General features: G+C 63.9%; 14 protein-coding genes. 3 read left to right on the plus strand and 11 right to left on the minus strand.

Annotated features, from left to right (window positions below):
* Positions 1-2: 2 nt before the first annotated feature.
* The 10 genes from FJ930_RS20105 to FJ930_RS20150 form a co-directional block, all read right to left on the minus strand.
* On the minus strand, positions 3-995 hold the full coding sequence (locus FJ930_RS20105; protein ID WP_226890477.1) for a PhoH family protein: 993 nt from the start codon (positions 993-995) through the stop codon (positions 3-5).
* Between the two features lie 83 nt (positions 996-1,078).
* Positions 1,079-2,488 (minus strand): tRNA (N6-isopentenyl adenosine(37)-C2)-methylthiotransferase MiaB, encoded by a 1,410-nt coding sequence (miaB, locus tag FJ930_RS20110; RefSeq protein ID WP_141839815.1) that lies wholly within the window; start codon positions 2,486-2,488, stop codon positions 1,079-1,081.
* 74 nt (positions 2,489-2,562) lie between these two features.
* A complete protein-coding gene (locus FJ930_RS20115; protein WP_141839816.1) occupies positions 2,563-3,363 on the minus strand; it encodes a 1-acyl-sn-glycerol-3-phosphate acyltransferase in 801 nt (266 codons plus the stop codon).
* 128 nt (positions 3,364-3,491) lie between these two features.
* Complete coding sequence (gene rimI / locus FJ930_RS20120; RefSeq protein WP_140607780.1) at positions 3,492-3,986, minus strand: ribosomal protein S18-alanine N-acetyltransferase; 495 nt, start codon at positions 3,984-3,986, stop codon at positions 3,492-3,494.
* Between the two features lies 1 nt (position 3,987).
* A complete protein-coding gene (gene tsaB, locus FJ930_RS20125) occupies positions 3,988-4,665 on the minus strand; it encodes a tRNA (adenosine(37)-N6)-threonylcarbamoyltransferase complex dimerization subunit type 1 TsaB (RefSeq protein WP_141839817.1) in 678 nt (225 codons plus the stop codon).
* 93 nt (positions 4,666-4,758) lie between these two features.
* A complete protein-coding gene (locus FJ930_RS20130) occupies positions 4,759-5,865 on the minus strand; it encodes a DUF1513 domain-containing protein (RefSeq protein ID WP_141839818.1) in 1,107 nt (368 codons plus the stop codon).
* 76 nt (positions 5,866-5,941) lie between these two features.
* Positions 5,942-7,021: an imelysin family protein gene (locus FJ930_RS20135; protein WP_141839819.1), complete on the minus strand. Its 1,080-nt coding sequence runs from the start codon at positions 7,019-7,021 to the stop codon at positions 5,942-5,944.
* A complete protein-coding gene (locus FJ930_RS20140) occupies positions 7,021-8,619 on the minus strand; it encodes a di-heme oxidoredictase family protein (protein ID WP_141839820.1) in 1,599 nt (532 codons plus the stop codon). Before FJ930_RS20140 ends, FJ930_RS20135 begins: the two co-directional genes overlap by 1 nt.
* Before the next feature lie 110 nt (positions 8,620-8,729).
* Positions 8,730-9,041: a (2Fe-2S)-binding protein gene (locus FJ930_RS20145; RefSeq protein ID WP_141839873.1), complete on the minus strand. Its 312-nt coding sequence runs from the start codon at positions 9,039-9,041 to the stop codon at positions 8,730-8,732.
* A gap of 106 nt (positions 9,042-9,147) precedes the next feature.
* Positions 9,148-10,437 carry an imelysin family protein gene (locus tag FJ930_RS20150; protein WP_141839821.1) on the minus strand — a complete coding sequence of 430 codons (1,290 nt, stop codon included), beginning with the start codon at positions 10,435-10,437 and terminating at the stop codon, positions 9,148-9,150.
* A gap of 433 nt (positions 10,438-10,870) precedes the next feature.
* Here FJ930_RS20150 and FJ930_RS20155 point away from each other — a divergent pair, with 433 nt between their 5' ends.
* The 3 genes from FJ930_RS20155 to FJ930_RS20165 are packed head-to-tail and all read left to right on the plus strand — an operon-like array spanning position 10,871 to position 12,724.
* On the plus strand, positions 10,871-12,124 hold the full coding sequence (locus FJ930_RS20155) for an FAD-dependent oxidoreductase (protein ID WP_141839822.1): 1,254 nt from the start codon (positions 10,871-10,873) through the stop codon (positions 12,122-12,124).
* A gap of 37 nt (positions 12,125-12,161) precedes the next feature.
* Positions 12,162-12,392, plus strand: coding sequence for a type II toxin-antitoxin system ParD family antitoxin (locus FJ930_RS20160; RefSeq protein WP_140744210.1), 231 nt, complete (start codon positions 12,162-12,164; stop codon positions 12,390-12,392).
* A 5-nt stretch (positions 12,393-12,397) separates the two neighbouring features.
* Complete coding sequence (locus FJ930_RS20165) at positions 12,398-12,724, plus strand: type II toxin-antitoxin system RelE/ParE family toxin (RefSeq protein ID WP_141839823.1); 327 nt, start codon at positions 12,398-12,400, stop codon at positions 12,722-12,724.
* A gap of 56 nt (positions 12,725-12,780) precedes the next feature.
* On the opposite strand, the gene FJ930_RS20170 is transcribed toward FJ930_RS20165, so the two are convergent.
* Complete coding sequence (locus FJ930_RS20170; protein WP_141839824.1) at positions 12,781-14,058, minus strand: 4-aminobutyrate--2-oxoglutarate transaminase; 1,278 nt, start codon at positions 14,056-14,058, stop codon at positions 12,781-12,783.
* Positions 14,059-14,213 lie beyond the last annotated feature (155 nt).

Below are 14,213 nucleotides of genomic sequence, written 5' to 3' on the forward strand. Positions count from 1 at the left end.
GATCAGCCTTCGGTCCCCATGCCGCGCGCGAGCTTGCCGTCCCGGTCATAGGCCTTGACGATCTCGGCGACCAGCGGATGCCGGACGACGTCACCCTCGTTGAAGCGCACCGTCACCATACCCGTCACGCCGTCAAGGATCCTGAGCGCCTCGACGAGGCCGGACTTGGTGTTCGGCGGCAGGTCGATCTGGGTCGGATCGCCCGTGACGATCATGCGCGAATTTTCGCCAAGACGCGTCAGGAACATCTTCATCTGCATCGGCGTGGTGTTCTGCGCCTCGTCGAGGATGACCGCGGCATGCGCCAGCGTGCGCCCGCGCATGAAGGCGAGCGGCGCGATCTCTATCACTTCGGCCGCAATGGCGCGTTCGACCTTGTCGGCCGGCATCATGTCGTAGAGCGCGTCATAGAGCGGCCGCAGATAGGGGTCGACCTTCTCCTTCATGTCGCCGGGCAGGAAGCCCAGCCGCTCGCCGGCCTCGACCGCGGGGCGCGACAGCACGATGCGCTCGACCATGCCGCGTTCGAGCAGCATCGCCGCATGCGCCACCGCCAGATAGGTCTTGCCGGTGCCGGCCGGACCGATGCCGAACACCAGTTCCGACCGCTCCAAGGCCCGCATATAGGCGTCCTGGGTGAGCGAGCGGGCGTAGATCGTCTTCTTGCGGGTGGATATCTGGGCGGCGGAAACCTTGCCCTTGCGCTCCAGCGTCGGCAGCGTGAGCTGATCGTCGGCGGCCACCGCCATGCGCACGGCGCCGTCGACATCGGACTGACTGATATCGACGCCCTTCTGCAGAATCCCGTAGAGATTGTCCAAGGCGCGGCGCGCCTGTTCGGCGGCCGAAGCAGACCCCTTGATGGTCAGCTGGTTGCCGCGCGAGCGTATGTCGACGCCAAGCTTCTGCTCGAGCCGGGCGAGGTTCTCGTCGAACTGACCGTAAAGGGCGCTGGCAAGCTTGTTGTTATCGAAAGTCAGAACGATGTGCGCCATGTCAGAAGCCCCAGATGCCGGTACCGGGGGCAGATTCTTCAGCTCCGCTGCGCTCAACCGTCTCTCCTCATCTGCCGAGACCATCAGGCCAATTCGGCGAACAGGCTGTTGTAGCCCGTCTTCGTGATTCGTACCTGGATAATGTCACCGATTTCGCCGGCCTTTTCATCAACAATAACCGGCTGCAGCCAAGGCGAGCGGCCGACCTTCTGGCCGGCCTGCCGGCCAGGCTTCTCGATCAGCGTGTCGATGCTGCTGCCGACCAGGCTCGAGCCGAAATCCTGCTGTTGTTTCAAGAGCAGAGCCTGCAGGAGCTGCAGGCGTTCGTCCTTGACCGATTCCGGCACATGACCGGGCATATCGGCGCCCGGCGTGCCGGGGCGTGGGGAATATTTGAACGAAAAGGCCGAGGCGTAGTTCACCTGACGCACCAATTCCATGGTCGCTTCGAAATCGGCATCCGTTTCACCGGGGAAGCCGACGATGAAGTCGCCAGACAGTGCGATATCCGGCCGCGCGGTACGGATGCGATCGAGCAACGCCAGATAATCCTCGGCCGTGTGCCTGCGGTTCATCGCCTTGAGGATACGGTCGGATCCCGACTGCACCGGCAGGTGCAGATAGGGCATCAGCGACGGCAGGTCGCGGTGGGCAGCGATCAGCTCGTCGTCCATGTCGCGCGGATGGCTGGTCGTGTAGCGCAGCCGCGCAAGGCCGGGGATTTCGGCCAGCCGGAACAGCAGCCGGCCAAGACCCCATTCCTCGCCGTTTTCGCCTTGGCCGTGCCAGGCATTGACGTTCTGGCCGAGCAGCGTCACCTCGCGCACACCGGCCTCGGCCAGGCGTTCGGCCTCGGCGACGATCTGCGCCACTGGCCGCGACACTTCCGAGCCCCTGGTATAGGGCACGACGCAGAAGGTGCAAAACTTGTCGCAGCCTTCCTGCACGGTGAGGAAGGCGGTGACGCCGCGCTTGATGATCTCGGCGCGCCTGGGTCGCGGCAGATGCTCGAACTTGTCCTCGATGGCGTATTCGGTCTCGACGATCTTCTCGCCGCCGCGGACTCTCGCCAGCACGTCCGGCAAGCGGTGATAGGTCTGCGGACCGATGACCAGATCGACAGCCGGAGAGCGCCTGATGATCTCGGCGCCTTCGGCCTGCGCCACGCAGCCGGCGACGCCGATCAGCAGCTCGCGGCCGGCATCGGCGCGCTCCGCCTTCATGTCACGGATGCGGCCGAGCTCGGAATAGACCTTTTCGGCCGCCTTCTCCCTGATATGGCAGGTGTTGAGCAGCACGAGATCAGCCTCGCCGATGGCATCGGTCGCGGTGTAGCCGTCGGCGGCGAGCGCGTCGCTCATGCGCTGTGAGTCGTAGACGTTCATCTGGCAGCCATAGGTCTTGATGAAGACCTTCTTCGCTGCCGTGGCACGCGCTGCCGGCTGTCCGGCGACAGTGCCGATGTCGTCGCTTTCAATCGTGTTCAAGTCCATCCGGCGGCTTCTAACGCCTTTCCGTGACAAAAAACAGACGATTCTCGGTATGCGCCCGCAGGAGCGTGCCGGGGCTAGGGGCTCGGGCGCGGATCGGCGAGTGACGCCTGCATCATCTCGCGCACCTGGCTTTCCATCAGCCTCGCCGTTTCCTTGCGGTTCGAGCCCTTGGAAAAGGCAATCGCTTCGCCGAAATGCACCTCGACATCGAGGGCGCCTTCGGCCATCAGCACCTTGAGATGCGGCATCAAATCCTCGTCGCCGATCCAGGCCGCGATGGGGCGGTGCCGGCGGCCGAGCGGCACCCCATGCAGGCGCGTATAGACAATTGCCACCGGCTGGACGAACACCTGCTCGGCCGCGCCTTCCGAAATCGCCATCGAGGCGGCCCCGAACAGCGTGCTCTTGAACGGCAGGACGACATTGCCGTCACCGGTCGAGCCCTCGGCGAACAGCACCATGGCGTCGCCCTTGGCCATGCGGCCGGCGATCTCGCTGGCCTGGTCGCCCGAAGAACGCTTGCGTTCGCGCTCGATGAAAACGGTGCGCTGCAGTTTCGACAGCATGCCGATCAGCGGCCAGCCTTCCATGTCGGCCCTGGCGATGAACTTCACATCGGCAAAAGAGCCCAGCACCATGATGTCGGTCCAGGAGATGTGGTTCGCGGCAACCAGCAAGGGGCGCTTGGCCGACAGCGTCCCCTTGACATGGATGCGCATGCCGAGCGCCCGCACGATCAGCCTGTGCCATGTCTTGAGGATGACGGTTTCCGGCCACCAGCCGGTTTTCATCGACAGTATCTGCAACGGTACCAGGACCAGCGAACCGGCGACGACGAGGCCCAGCGCCAGGAAAACCCTGATTTTTCCGATCATGCGTCCTTGGCCCTACCATTACAGTGCCGCGCGTCCTCTTGGACGCGCAAAGGACGCTGTAACACCTTAATCCTGGCGCATGATCCTTCCGAAAATCGGATCCGATTTGGGGGTCATGCGGCCTCTGGCTAGCGAAGATCGCGGCGCATGACAAGCGCCCCGGTCGGCCCGCGCCCGGGCGCCTTGTAGTAATCCGGGCGCTTGCCGACCTCGCGGAAGCCGAGCCGCCGATAGAGGGCGATCGCGGCGACATTGGTCTCGTCGACCTCCAGGAACAGCGCTTCGGCGCGCTGGGCGTGCAGTTCGCGCAGCACCGCGTCCATCAGCTGCCAGCCCAGGCCCTGGCGGCGATGCGATCGCGCCACGGCGACGGTCAGAATCTCGCCCTCGCCGGCTGCCAGCCTTGCCAGCACGAAGCCCACCGGCGGCTTGGCGCCCTGCCCAGTTTCGCGCGCGGCGTAGCCGAACACGGTGTCCTGTTCGAGCAAGGCAGCGAACTCGCCATCGGTCCACGGGCGGACGAAATCCTCGCGGTGCAGCAGCGAGATCGCGGGACTGTCGGTGATCCTGAGCGGCTCGAGTGCGTAGTCCCGCCGACGCGGCTGGAGAAAAGGTATGCGCATTCTATTTTTCTTGCCTTGAAAGAATAAATCCGGCCTGCGGCTTGGCATCAGCGCCGCGCAGGTAAAGCGGTTTTGGCCTGTCGCCCTCGCCTTTGGTGGCAGCCAGGCGTGCGTAGGTGACAATATCGGCGGTCGCCGCCCGAGGCCCGATATCGAAGGCGCGGCCCGCCGATGTAGCGATCTGCGCCGCCGCCGTGCCGGCAAGCACGGCAGCATTATCGACCGCCAGGGCCGTGGCTTCCGCCAGCGTGGCCACCGCGGGGCCGTAAGTCAAAGCTGACATTTTATCATACAATGCGGCATGGATCTCCTCACGGCCGGCATCGAGCGCCGCCAGCACGGCGCGGCCGGGAAATGCCGCTGCCGCTTCGGCCGCTAGCGCCTCGAGCGTCGTCACGCCGATCGCTGGCACCTTGAGCGCCAGCGCCAACCCGCGCGCTGTCGAAACACCGACGCGAAGGCCGGTGAAGGAACCGGGACCGACGGCGACGGCGACGGCGCCAAGGCCGGCGTAGTCAGTCGCACCCGCCTTCATCGCCTCGGCGATGACCGCCATCAGGTGTTCGGCATGGCCCTTGCCGAGATCGAGCACCGAGCGGCCGAGTTCCACCTCTGCCGCCGCGTCGTAGACGCAGGCGGCGCAGAGGCTGGCGGCACAGTCGATGGCAAGCACTTTCATGAAGCGACCGGTTCCGAGAACCACCTCCCTGTGCCCGCCAAGGCGCGCCACCGCAAGCACAATTTGTTAAGCGGCTTCGGTTCTGCCAGCGCGCTACCGGACCTGTTCGATGCGCAGCATGTGGTTATCCCAGACATAGTCCGGTTCCGACCGCGCCATGCCGCTGCCTTCAATAATCTCGCCGGCGCCGGTGGTGGCCATGAAGCCGGATCCGTCCGGCGCCACGCCGCAGACCTCGACCAGCGCGCGGGTCGAGATCACCCGGCCACTCGCCGCATCGATCACGGCAAGCGAATTACCTTCCGGCGACGAGACAGCGACCGTGGCGGCTGAAGGATTGGCGGCGACCGAGCCGATATAGTTGCGAAAGCCGGACAGCACATCCCCCGGCATGTCGAGCAACTGCAGATCCTTGCCGCGCGTGGCGCGGCCGACCAGCGCCGGACGATCGGTGCCCGGCCCCCTGTATTGGCAGCCGAACCAGACGGTGCCGGTCTGGTCGGTGTCCATGTGGCGGATCGACAGCTGGTGCAGCGCCGCCGGCAGTTCGTGCTTTTCGATGAGGTCACCAGAGACGCGGTCGACAAGCACATAGGACGGCTTCATGGTCGCGATATTGAGCTCGGCGCGGCCATAATCGGGATGGGTCTCGATGCCGCCATTGGCGACCGCGATCGTCCTGCCATCGCCCAGCAGCAGAAGCTCGTGCGGCCCCATGCCGTAGGTCGGGAACTCGCCGATTCGGCTGAATTTCGCCCGCGCATCATAGACGCCGACCACGCCTGCGGCGTTGTCGAAATCATTCTCCGTGGCGTAGAGCAGCGCGCCATCGGGCGAGAACACGCCATGGCCGAAGAAATGCCGGCCGTGGATGCTGGCGATTGTCAGCGGAGCATCGTGCCCGATGTGATCGAAAACGACGGCGAAAGTGCCTGGCTGGCGGGCGAAAACCACCGAACGCCTGGATACGGGATCGAAGGTGACGTCATGGCCGCGATCGGGCAGGTCGATCGCATGCAGCACCTTCCCGGCCTCGGACAGGACGGCAGCACCAAAACCGCCGTCGCGCTTGACGAAGGCGGTGGCGAAGACGGCATCCGCCGCCAGCGTTTTTGCCCAGGCCGACGGTGCCATCGCGGCGGCGAAGCCGATGCCGGCGGCTCTGAGGAAATCCCGACGATCGATGAGGGATGATCTCATGACACTATCCCGATGGTCACCGGCTCGTTCATTGTCATGTTGAAAGACCGGAGTTGGCATTCAGCTGCCATCATACTCAGTCCCCGTCCAACGACGAAAAACCCGCGGTCAGCCCGAATTCGGCGGTCAGCCTGGTGCCGATCAGGGTCGACAGGCTGGAGGTGATCAGCGCGAAATGCTCGAGTTTTTCGCGCAGCGCCGGATCGGCGAGCGCCTTGTCGATCGGACCCTGGATGGACTTCGCGGCGGCGACGCCGTTGACCAGCTGGACATGGATCGACTCCGCCATCCAGCGCGCATCCGCCGGTAGCGCATCGCCCAGCTTCGAGACCCGGAACAGCGCATCGATGCCCGCGAGATTTCCGGCCAGCGAATTGGCGGTATTTTGCGAACGCCAGTAGATCGCCTGTTTCGGCTTGTCGGCATCCGGCTTGCCACCCAGAAACCCTTTCAGGCGCACGTCGCGAACCATTTCCAGTTCCTTGACGAGGACGCCGACCAGTTCCGTCACCGCCTCGTTGCCATCGCGGTAGAGCGCGTTCTGTGGCCCCGGATTGGCCCAGAGCGCGGCAAAACCGTCGGGCTTGTTCCAGGCCTCGCTGACCTCGCCTGCAATCGTTTCAACGTTGCCGGCGACCGCCGCGCCATAGGCGCAGCGATAGGGATCATCCTTGCCCGCAAGCGCATCGGCGCCGTCGCCGTAAAGCACGAATTCCAGCGCACCCAGGCCCTGCATTGCAACGCTCTTGCCGGCCAGTTGTGCCGGATCGGTGGCGGTGGCGTCCTTGTCCGACAAGGCCGCCTGCACCTGCTTCAGGCCAATGCTCTTGCGGTCCGGCCAGTAGAGCATGCGCTCCAGCCGGTTGTTCTCCTTGATCGGTCCAAAACCAATGATCTCGGCCGACGACCAGGCGTAGACCGTGGCGGAAAATTCGGCGCGCGCCGCGTCAAGCTTCCCTTGCGAAGGCGCCTCGCAGAGCTTGTGCATCGCCTTCGCCAGGGACTGCGTGTGTTCGTGGAGGCCGGCATAGGCCGGGCGGACAAAACCCTCTATGGCGCGCTGGATGATATCGGAAGCCTTCACGGCCGCCGATGCCGGAAAAATACCCAGCAACGCCAGGGGAAGAACGAGAACCAGCGCGGAACGCTTCGGCATCAGAGTGACTCCAGGAATTTCAGCAATGCGTCGCGCTCGGCGGCGCTGGCGGCGGCAAAGCGGTCGCGCGCCTTCTGGCCCTCGCCGCCATGCCACAGGATCGCCTCGGTCAGGCTGCGCGCACGGCCATCGTGCAGAAAGAAGGAATTGCCGTTGACCGTCTCGGTGAGGCCGATGCCCCACAGCGGCGGCGTGCGCCACTCGCTGCCGGTCGCGTCACCCACGGCTTGGCCGTCGGCCAGATCAGGACCCATGTCGTGCAGCAGGAAATCGGAATAGGGCCAGATCAGCTGGAAGGCTTGCGCTTTGTTGGGAGCGTCGCGGCGGGTGACGAATTTCGGCGAGTGGCAGGCAACGCAGCCGATCTCGTAAAAGACCTTTTTTCCCGCAAGCACATCAGGCGCGGCGAGATCGCGGCGTGCCGGCACGGCCAGGTTCTGCGCATAGAAGGTGACGAGATCCATCACCGGCGACGGCGCCTCGACCGGGCCGAGGCGATCCTGCACGCCGTTGGGCATGGCGAGGCATTTACCCTGCGCGGCGGTGCAGTCGCCCCAATGTTTCGGTTCTTCCGGCGTCGAAATGCCGATGTCGCCGGCAAAAGCATCCGCCGCCTGCTGGCGGATCGTCGCGGTCTGCGCCTTCCAGCCGAAACGGCCAAGCGTCAACTCACCGCTCAGGCTGTCGCGGACGATGTTCGGCCTGCCGGAAATGCCGTCACCATCGCGGTCCTCCGGATCGGCATGAGCAAGGATGTCGGCCGGCGCGATTTGCTCGATCAGCCCAAGGCCGATCATAGGCGGGGTCAGGCGCGGCGACAGCGTGGTGCGCGGATCGAGAGGCCCGTAGGCAAGATCGGTGACGGAGTAACTGGGCTTACGCAGGGAAACCACCGTGCCATCCGTCAGTTCCACCTTACGTTCCTGATAGTCGAGATGCATTCGGCCCTCACCGTGCAGGCCAGGCACCGCCAGCTCCTGCAACTGCGTGCCGTAAACCGGATCGGGGAAGTTGGGCAGCTGGTGGCCGGCGATGGCCGCCTTCTCTTCGGCGCTGCTCGCCTCGCGGGCCAACCGCAGGAACATCGAGGTGCTGCCGGAATCGCCTTGCGGCGGGCGGCCGCGGCCATCCTTCAAATGGCAATTCTGGCAGGCCCGTTCGTTGAACAGGGGTCCAAGCCCGTCCGATGCCTGCGTCGAGGATGGCGACGACACCCAGTTCTTGCGGAACAGGGCGTTGCCGAGCTTGAAGGTGCTCTGTTCCTCGAATGTTATGTTGGCCGAGGATTGCGAGAAGGACTCGCGGCTGACGTCTTTCTCGGACGTGCCGGCGCCACCTTGCATCAGCTCGAACGGCTCGGTTCTGGAAAAATCCGTGATCGCCCTGGTGACGGCGGTGACGCGCGCCCGATCCTTCGCGCCGAGGTCGGTGCGCGTGATGGTGAGGCCAGCGGGAAGATCGCCGGCCATTGCGGAAGAGGTAAGCGCCAGCATGGCGATGACGCAACGCCGACCAGCCGATCTGGGCGGCGTTTTCCGAACAGGCAGTGGACGTTCAGCCCGCCGCAAACGGCGCAATACAGCTATGGGGCGCCGCATTTCCACATATCCTTATTCCGCTTCGTCCGCCGGGGGTTGTGCTGCCGGTATTCCTCCTCGCCGATCAAGGCCAGCAGGCCGAGTTGCGTCTCGAGGGGAACAGAGCCTTGTTAAGCCGCTCGATGATCCGCGGTTCGCCTTTCATGGCTTCTGCTCCCGTATTGGACGCGCAGGCCTCTGACGCGATCCAGATGTGAAACGACATCGGCGCCGCCTGCCTCCGCGCGGGCGTGGTAATTTTCGGTGACCCGAATGATCGTTTCGATCACATTTGGGAAGCAGCCGCAGCAACGCCCGCGCTTCTGCATGGCGTGGTAGACCTTTGCCGGCACGATGAGCTGCCAGGGGTCCTTGTCAAGCAGCCCGACGATGGCCTGCTCGATCTCCGTTTCGGTGATGATGTTGCAATGGCAGATCAGCATTACTTGGCTCGGATGGCTGGCGGCGCCTCCCGCGCCGCGTGGCATTTCTTACTGCCGAGGCCTCATTCCGACGCCGGTCGTCCGGCCTCGGAGCTCGCCCCAGATATTACTTGAACACCTTGTCGGGCGCGTCGAGGCTGTCGGAGCCTTCGAAGGCGATGGCGTTGAGCTTCAGCGAACCGACGGCGCGCTCGATCGACTTGGTCTGGTCGATCAATGCGTCGATCGCCGCCTGAACGGTGGCATTGCCTTGCGCGTTGCCCTCGGCGATCTGCTGGTCATAGGCCTCGCCAGCCTCGGCTCGCGCCTTGATCGCTTCCATCCTGGCGACGGTGACATCGAGCTTGTCCGACAGCTCCTTATCGATCGCTGGGTCGACTGCCTTCACCATATCGGACACCGAGGGCCCCGAAACGACGGTTCCGTCGAGGCGGACATAGCTGGCGTGATAGGCGGCGCGGATACCGACGGCGTCGTAAAGATGGGAGTTGTAGGTGTTGTCGGAGAAGCAGTCTTGCTCCTCTTCCGGATCATGCAGCAGCAGGCCGAGCTTCATGCGTTCGCCGGCCAGTTCACCGTAGGACAGCGAGCCCATGCCGGTGAAGATGATCGAGATCGCGGTGTTCGGCTCGCCATCGACGAGGTTCTTGCGCGCGGCGCCGTCTTCCTTCCAGTCGTTGACCATCTTCTGCAGGTCGGAGACCAGAAGGTCAGTTGCCGATTTCAGGTACTGTGCGCGGCGGGCGCAATTGCCGCCGGTGCAGTTCTTGAGGTCGTAGTCCGTATAGGGACGCTCGCCTGCGCCCGGACCGGTGCCGTGCAGATCCTGGCCCCAGAGCAGGAACTCGATGGCGTGATAACCGGTGGCGACATTGGCTTCGATACCGCCGGCCTGCTGCAAGGTGCCGGAGAGGAATTCCGGCGAAAGCGTCGAGGCATCGACCTTCTTGCCGTTGATCTCGATTTCCTTGTTGGCGATTACATTGGCCGTATAGAGCGAATTCGCGTCCGATTCCGTGCCGTAGCTCTTGGCAACGTAGTCGATCAGGCCTTCGTCCAGCGGCCAGGAATTCACCCCGCCTTCCCAGTCATCGACGATCTTGTTGCCGAAGCGGTAGACCTCGGTCTGCGGATAGAGCACGCGGGCCGCCTTCCAGGCGTCGCGGGCGGCGTTGAGCGTTTCGGCCGACGGCTTGGCAAGCAAGGCGTCGACCGCCTTGTCGAGCGTCTGCGCGGTGATCAGGGAATCCTCATATTTGGCAAGCCCGATATCCGCGTAAGTCTTGATGACCGCCTTCGCGTCGGTTTCCGCCTTCGCGGCCAGCACGAACACCGCGGCCGTCAGCAAGGCCGTGGCACCGACCGCCGCGAACCTGCCGCCATATCGTGCTGTCATTATCGTTCTCCAGTTTCTCGGGTATTCCGCAAACGGCGCGCGTGGCAGCCGGCACCAGGCCGTGTGGATGCCACCGGCCGCGGGATATGCCGCGCTGCCGCGCGGCTCAGGGAAGAAAGACACCAAAATGCCTCCAATCGAACGGGTTCAAGGCCCAGACATCAAAGGGATGCGCCAATGCGCGAGATCCCTTAAAGCTTCGACGCCAGTGGAAGTCAACCAAAATTGCTGGAAAATCCAATCGAAACAATAGTTTAGAATAATTCTAAACTATGATAGTCAACTTTATCCGCTGCCTGCACCGGTTTTCTCGACGAACTGTCCGATTGACAGCCGCCATTCCCGGTGCGACCCGCAAAAGCTCTCTTGCGGCGGCGTCGGACAATTGCCACTTGGCGAGACGTCCTAGGATCGAAATCGGGATGGGAATGCGATGAAGAACGGTGTGGTCATTGTCGGTGCGGGTCATGCGGGCGTGCAGGCGGCGGCAAGCCTGCGCGAGGACGGCTATGACGGGCCGGTGATCCTCGTCAGTGACGAGAACGAACTGCCCTACCACAAGCCGCCACTGTCGAAGACCTTTATCAAGGACGCGGAAGCCAAGCCGCAGCCCCTGCGCGGCGAGGCCTTCTATACTGGCAGCGCCATCGATTACCGGCCGGGAATCCGGATTGAGCGCATCGATTCCGGTCGCCGCAGCCTCGACATCGCCGGCGGCGGCGCGCTTGCCTTCGATCATCTGATCCTGGCGACTGGGTCGCGCCCGCGCGCCCTGCCGCTGCCCGGCTCGGATCTGTCCGGCGTTTTGTCGCTGCGCTCGCTGGCCGACGCGCGGCTGATCCGGGAGTTGAGCGCACAGAGCGAAGATGTCGTCATCCTTGGCGGTGGTTTCATCGGGCTGGAGATCGCCGCGACGCTTCGGGCGGCCGGCCGCACGGTGACGGTTGTCGAAGCGGTCGACCGGCTGCTTGGACGCGCCGTGGCGCCCGTCGTGGCGAGCCATGTCCGGCAAAGGCTGGAAGCGACCGGCGTGCGCATCCTGACCGGCACCTCGATTGCCCGGCTGGAAGGCGAAAACGGTCATGTCGTGGCCGCGATCACCTCAACAGGCGAAAGGCTGCCGGCGCGCATGGTCGTCGTCGGCATCGGCGCCGTGCCGAATGTCGAACTGGCGCAGGCAGCCGGCCTCGTCGTGGCCAACGGCATCCGAGTCGACCACCAGATGCGCAGCTCGGTGCCTGAAATCCTCGCAATCGGCGACGCCGCCTCCTACCGGCACTGGTTCACCGGCGGCGACGTGCGGCTGGAATCGGTGCAGAACGCCACCGACCAGGCGCGCCTTGCCGCGCGCACCATATCAGGCCATGCCGATGCCTATTCGGCGGTGCCGTGGTTCTGGTCCGACATTGGCGACATGAAGCTGCAGATGGTCGGACTGACCGCCGGCGGCGACAGCCATGTCGTGCTGGGCGACCTGCCGGACAACAAGTTCTCGATCTACCATTACGCCGGGGACCGGCTACTCGGCATCGAATCCGTCAACCGGCCAGGCGACCACATGCTCGGCCGCAAGATGCTCGGCGCCGGCTTCTCGCCGACGCCGCACATGGTGGCCATGGGTCCCGAAGGGCTAAAGGCAGCACTTGCCGCGTTTCAGAACCTGGAGCCTGCGAAGGCCAGTGCGTAGAATTGCCAATTTTTGCCATACACTATATCGTGGCTGAATGAGCACTATGAATATTTCACTGCCAGACAGCTTGAAGCATTTTGTCGATCAGCAAGTGGCCGATCGGGGCTATGGCACGAGCAGCGAGTATGTGCGTGAATTGATCCGCCACGATCAGGATCGCCAACTTCTGCGTGGTTTGCTTCTCGAAGGCGCGTCATCCGCGCCGGGCGCTCCCGTAGACGATGACTATTTCGCCGCGCTGCGAAAACGAGTGCAGGGCCAATAAATTAGGTGGCCACAAAGCCGATCATTCCTCGAAACCTTGCTTTGCGGGATATCGAGGAGGCCGTTGATTACTTTGCTCGCGAGGTTGGTTCGCATGTGGCGTTGGGTTATGTCGAGGATCTTCAAAGCGCCTACAAGCTGATAGCCAGCCATCCGGCATCGGGCTCTTTGAGATATGGCTACGAAATTGGATTGCCCAGCCTGCGTAGCGTGCAACTCAAGCGCTATCCGTACCTGATTTTCTATCTTGAGCAGACCGACCATATAGATGTGTGGCGGGTGCTGCATGCCACGACGGACATTCCGGCATGGTTACAGACTCCGAACTCCTGACGGCCCGCTCACCGGCCTCGGCGTAGACCGTCAGGAGGGAATGGGCGCCGCCCCTTTCAGGCGGCGCAGACTTCGCGGATCGAGCTTTCCAGAATGTCGAGCGCCTCGTTCATGACTTCGTCCTGGATGGTGATCGGCGCCAGGAAACGGATGACGTTGCCATAGACGCCGCAGGTCAGCAGGATCAGCCCCTTGTCGAGCGCCTTCAGCCGGATGGCGTTGGCGATCTCGGCCGAGGGCAGGCCCTTCTTGACGTCGTTGAACTCGACCGCGTTCATGAAGCCGAGGCCGCGGATATCGACAATCTCGGGCACGTCGTCGCGGATCGACTGGAGGCGCTGCTTCAGCCGCGCACCCAGTGAGTTCGCGCGGTCGCACAGCTTTTCGTCCTCGATGACGTCGAGAACCGCATGCGCGGCGGCGACGCCGATCGGGCTGCCGCCATAGGTCCCGCCAAGCCCGCCAGGGCCGGGCGCGTCCATGATCTCGGCGCGGCCGGTGACCGCCGCCAGCGGGAAGCCGCCGGCCAGGCTCTTGGCCATGGTGGTGATGTCGGCAGCGACCTCGTGGTGGTCCATCGCGAACATCTTGCCGGTGCGGGCAAACCCGGTCTGCACCTCGTCGGCGATGAGCAGCATGCCGTGCTGGTCGCAAAGCTTGCGCAGCGCCGTCAGGAGCTCACGCGGCGCATCGTAGAAGCCGCCCTCGCCCTGAACCGGCTCGATAATAATGGCGGCGACGCGGGCCGGATCGACATCGGCCTTGAACAGCTTGTCGAGCGCGGCAAGCGAATCGGCGACCGAGACGCCATGCAGCTGCACCGGGAACGGCACGTGATAGACGTCGCCCGGCATGGCGCCGAAGCCAACCTTGTAGGGAACGACCTTGCCGGTCAGCGCCATGCCCATGAAGGTGCGGCCGTGGAAGCCGCCCCCAAAGGCAATGACGGCTTGGCGGCCAGTGGCGTTGCGGGCGATCTTGATGGCGTTCTCGACCGCCTCGGCGCCGGTGGTGACGAAGATGGTCTTCTTCTCGAACTTGCCGGGCAGCATGGCGTTCAGGCGTTCGGCCAGTCGCACATAGCTTTCGTAGGGCACGACCTGATGGCAGGTATGGGTGAAGCGGTCGAGCTGCGTCTTGACGGCCTCGATCACCCTGGGGTGGCGGTGGCCGGTATTGACCACGGCGATGCCCGAGGAGAAGTCGATGTAGCGGCGGCCCTCGACATCCCAGATCTCCGAATTTTCAGCCCGGTCGGCATAGATCTGCGTGGTCATGCCGACGCCGCGTGAAATCGACTGGTTTTTGCGTTCGGAAATGGCTGAATTCTTCATTGATATCCCTCATCGGGCCGGCGCCCGTTCTCGTTGATCAGATGTCTTCTGACCTTATTTCATGTTTTCCTCAAGTCGGCACCATCGGCTGGCGATTGGGCCTGCCGCCGGCGGAAGCCTGCCTTAACCAGTCGGGAGATACGCGTACGAGACCG

Origin of the sequence: Mesorhizobium sp. B2-4-15 (genome assembly GCF_006658505.1) — a bacterium.
GTDB lineage: Bacteria > Pseudomonadota > Alphaproteobacteria > Rhizobiales > Rhizobiaceae > Mesorhizobium.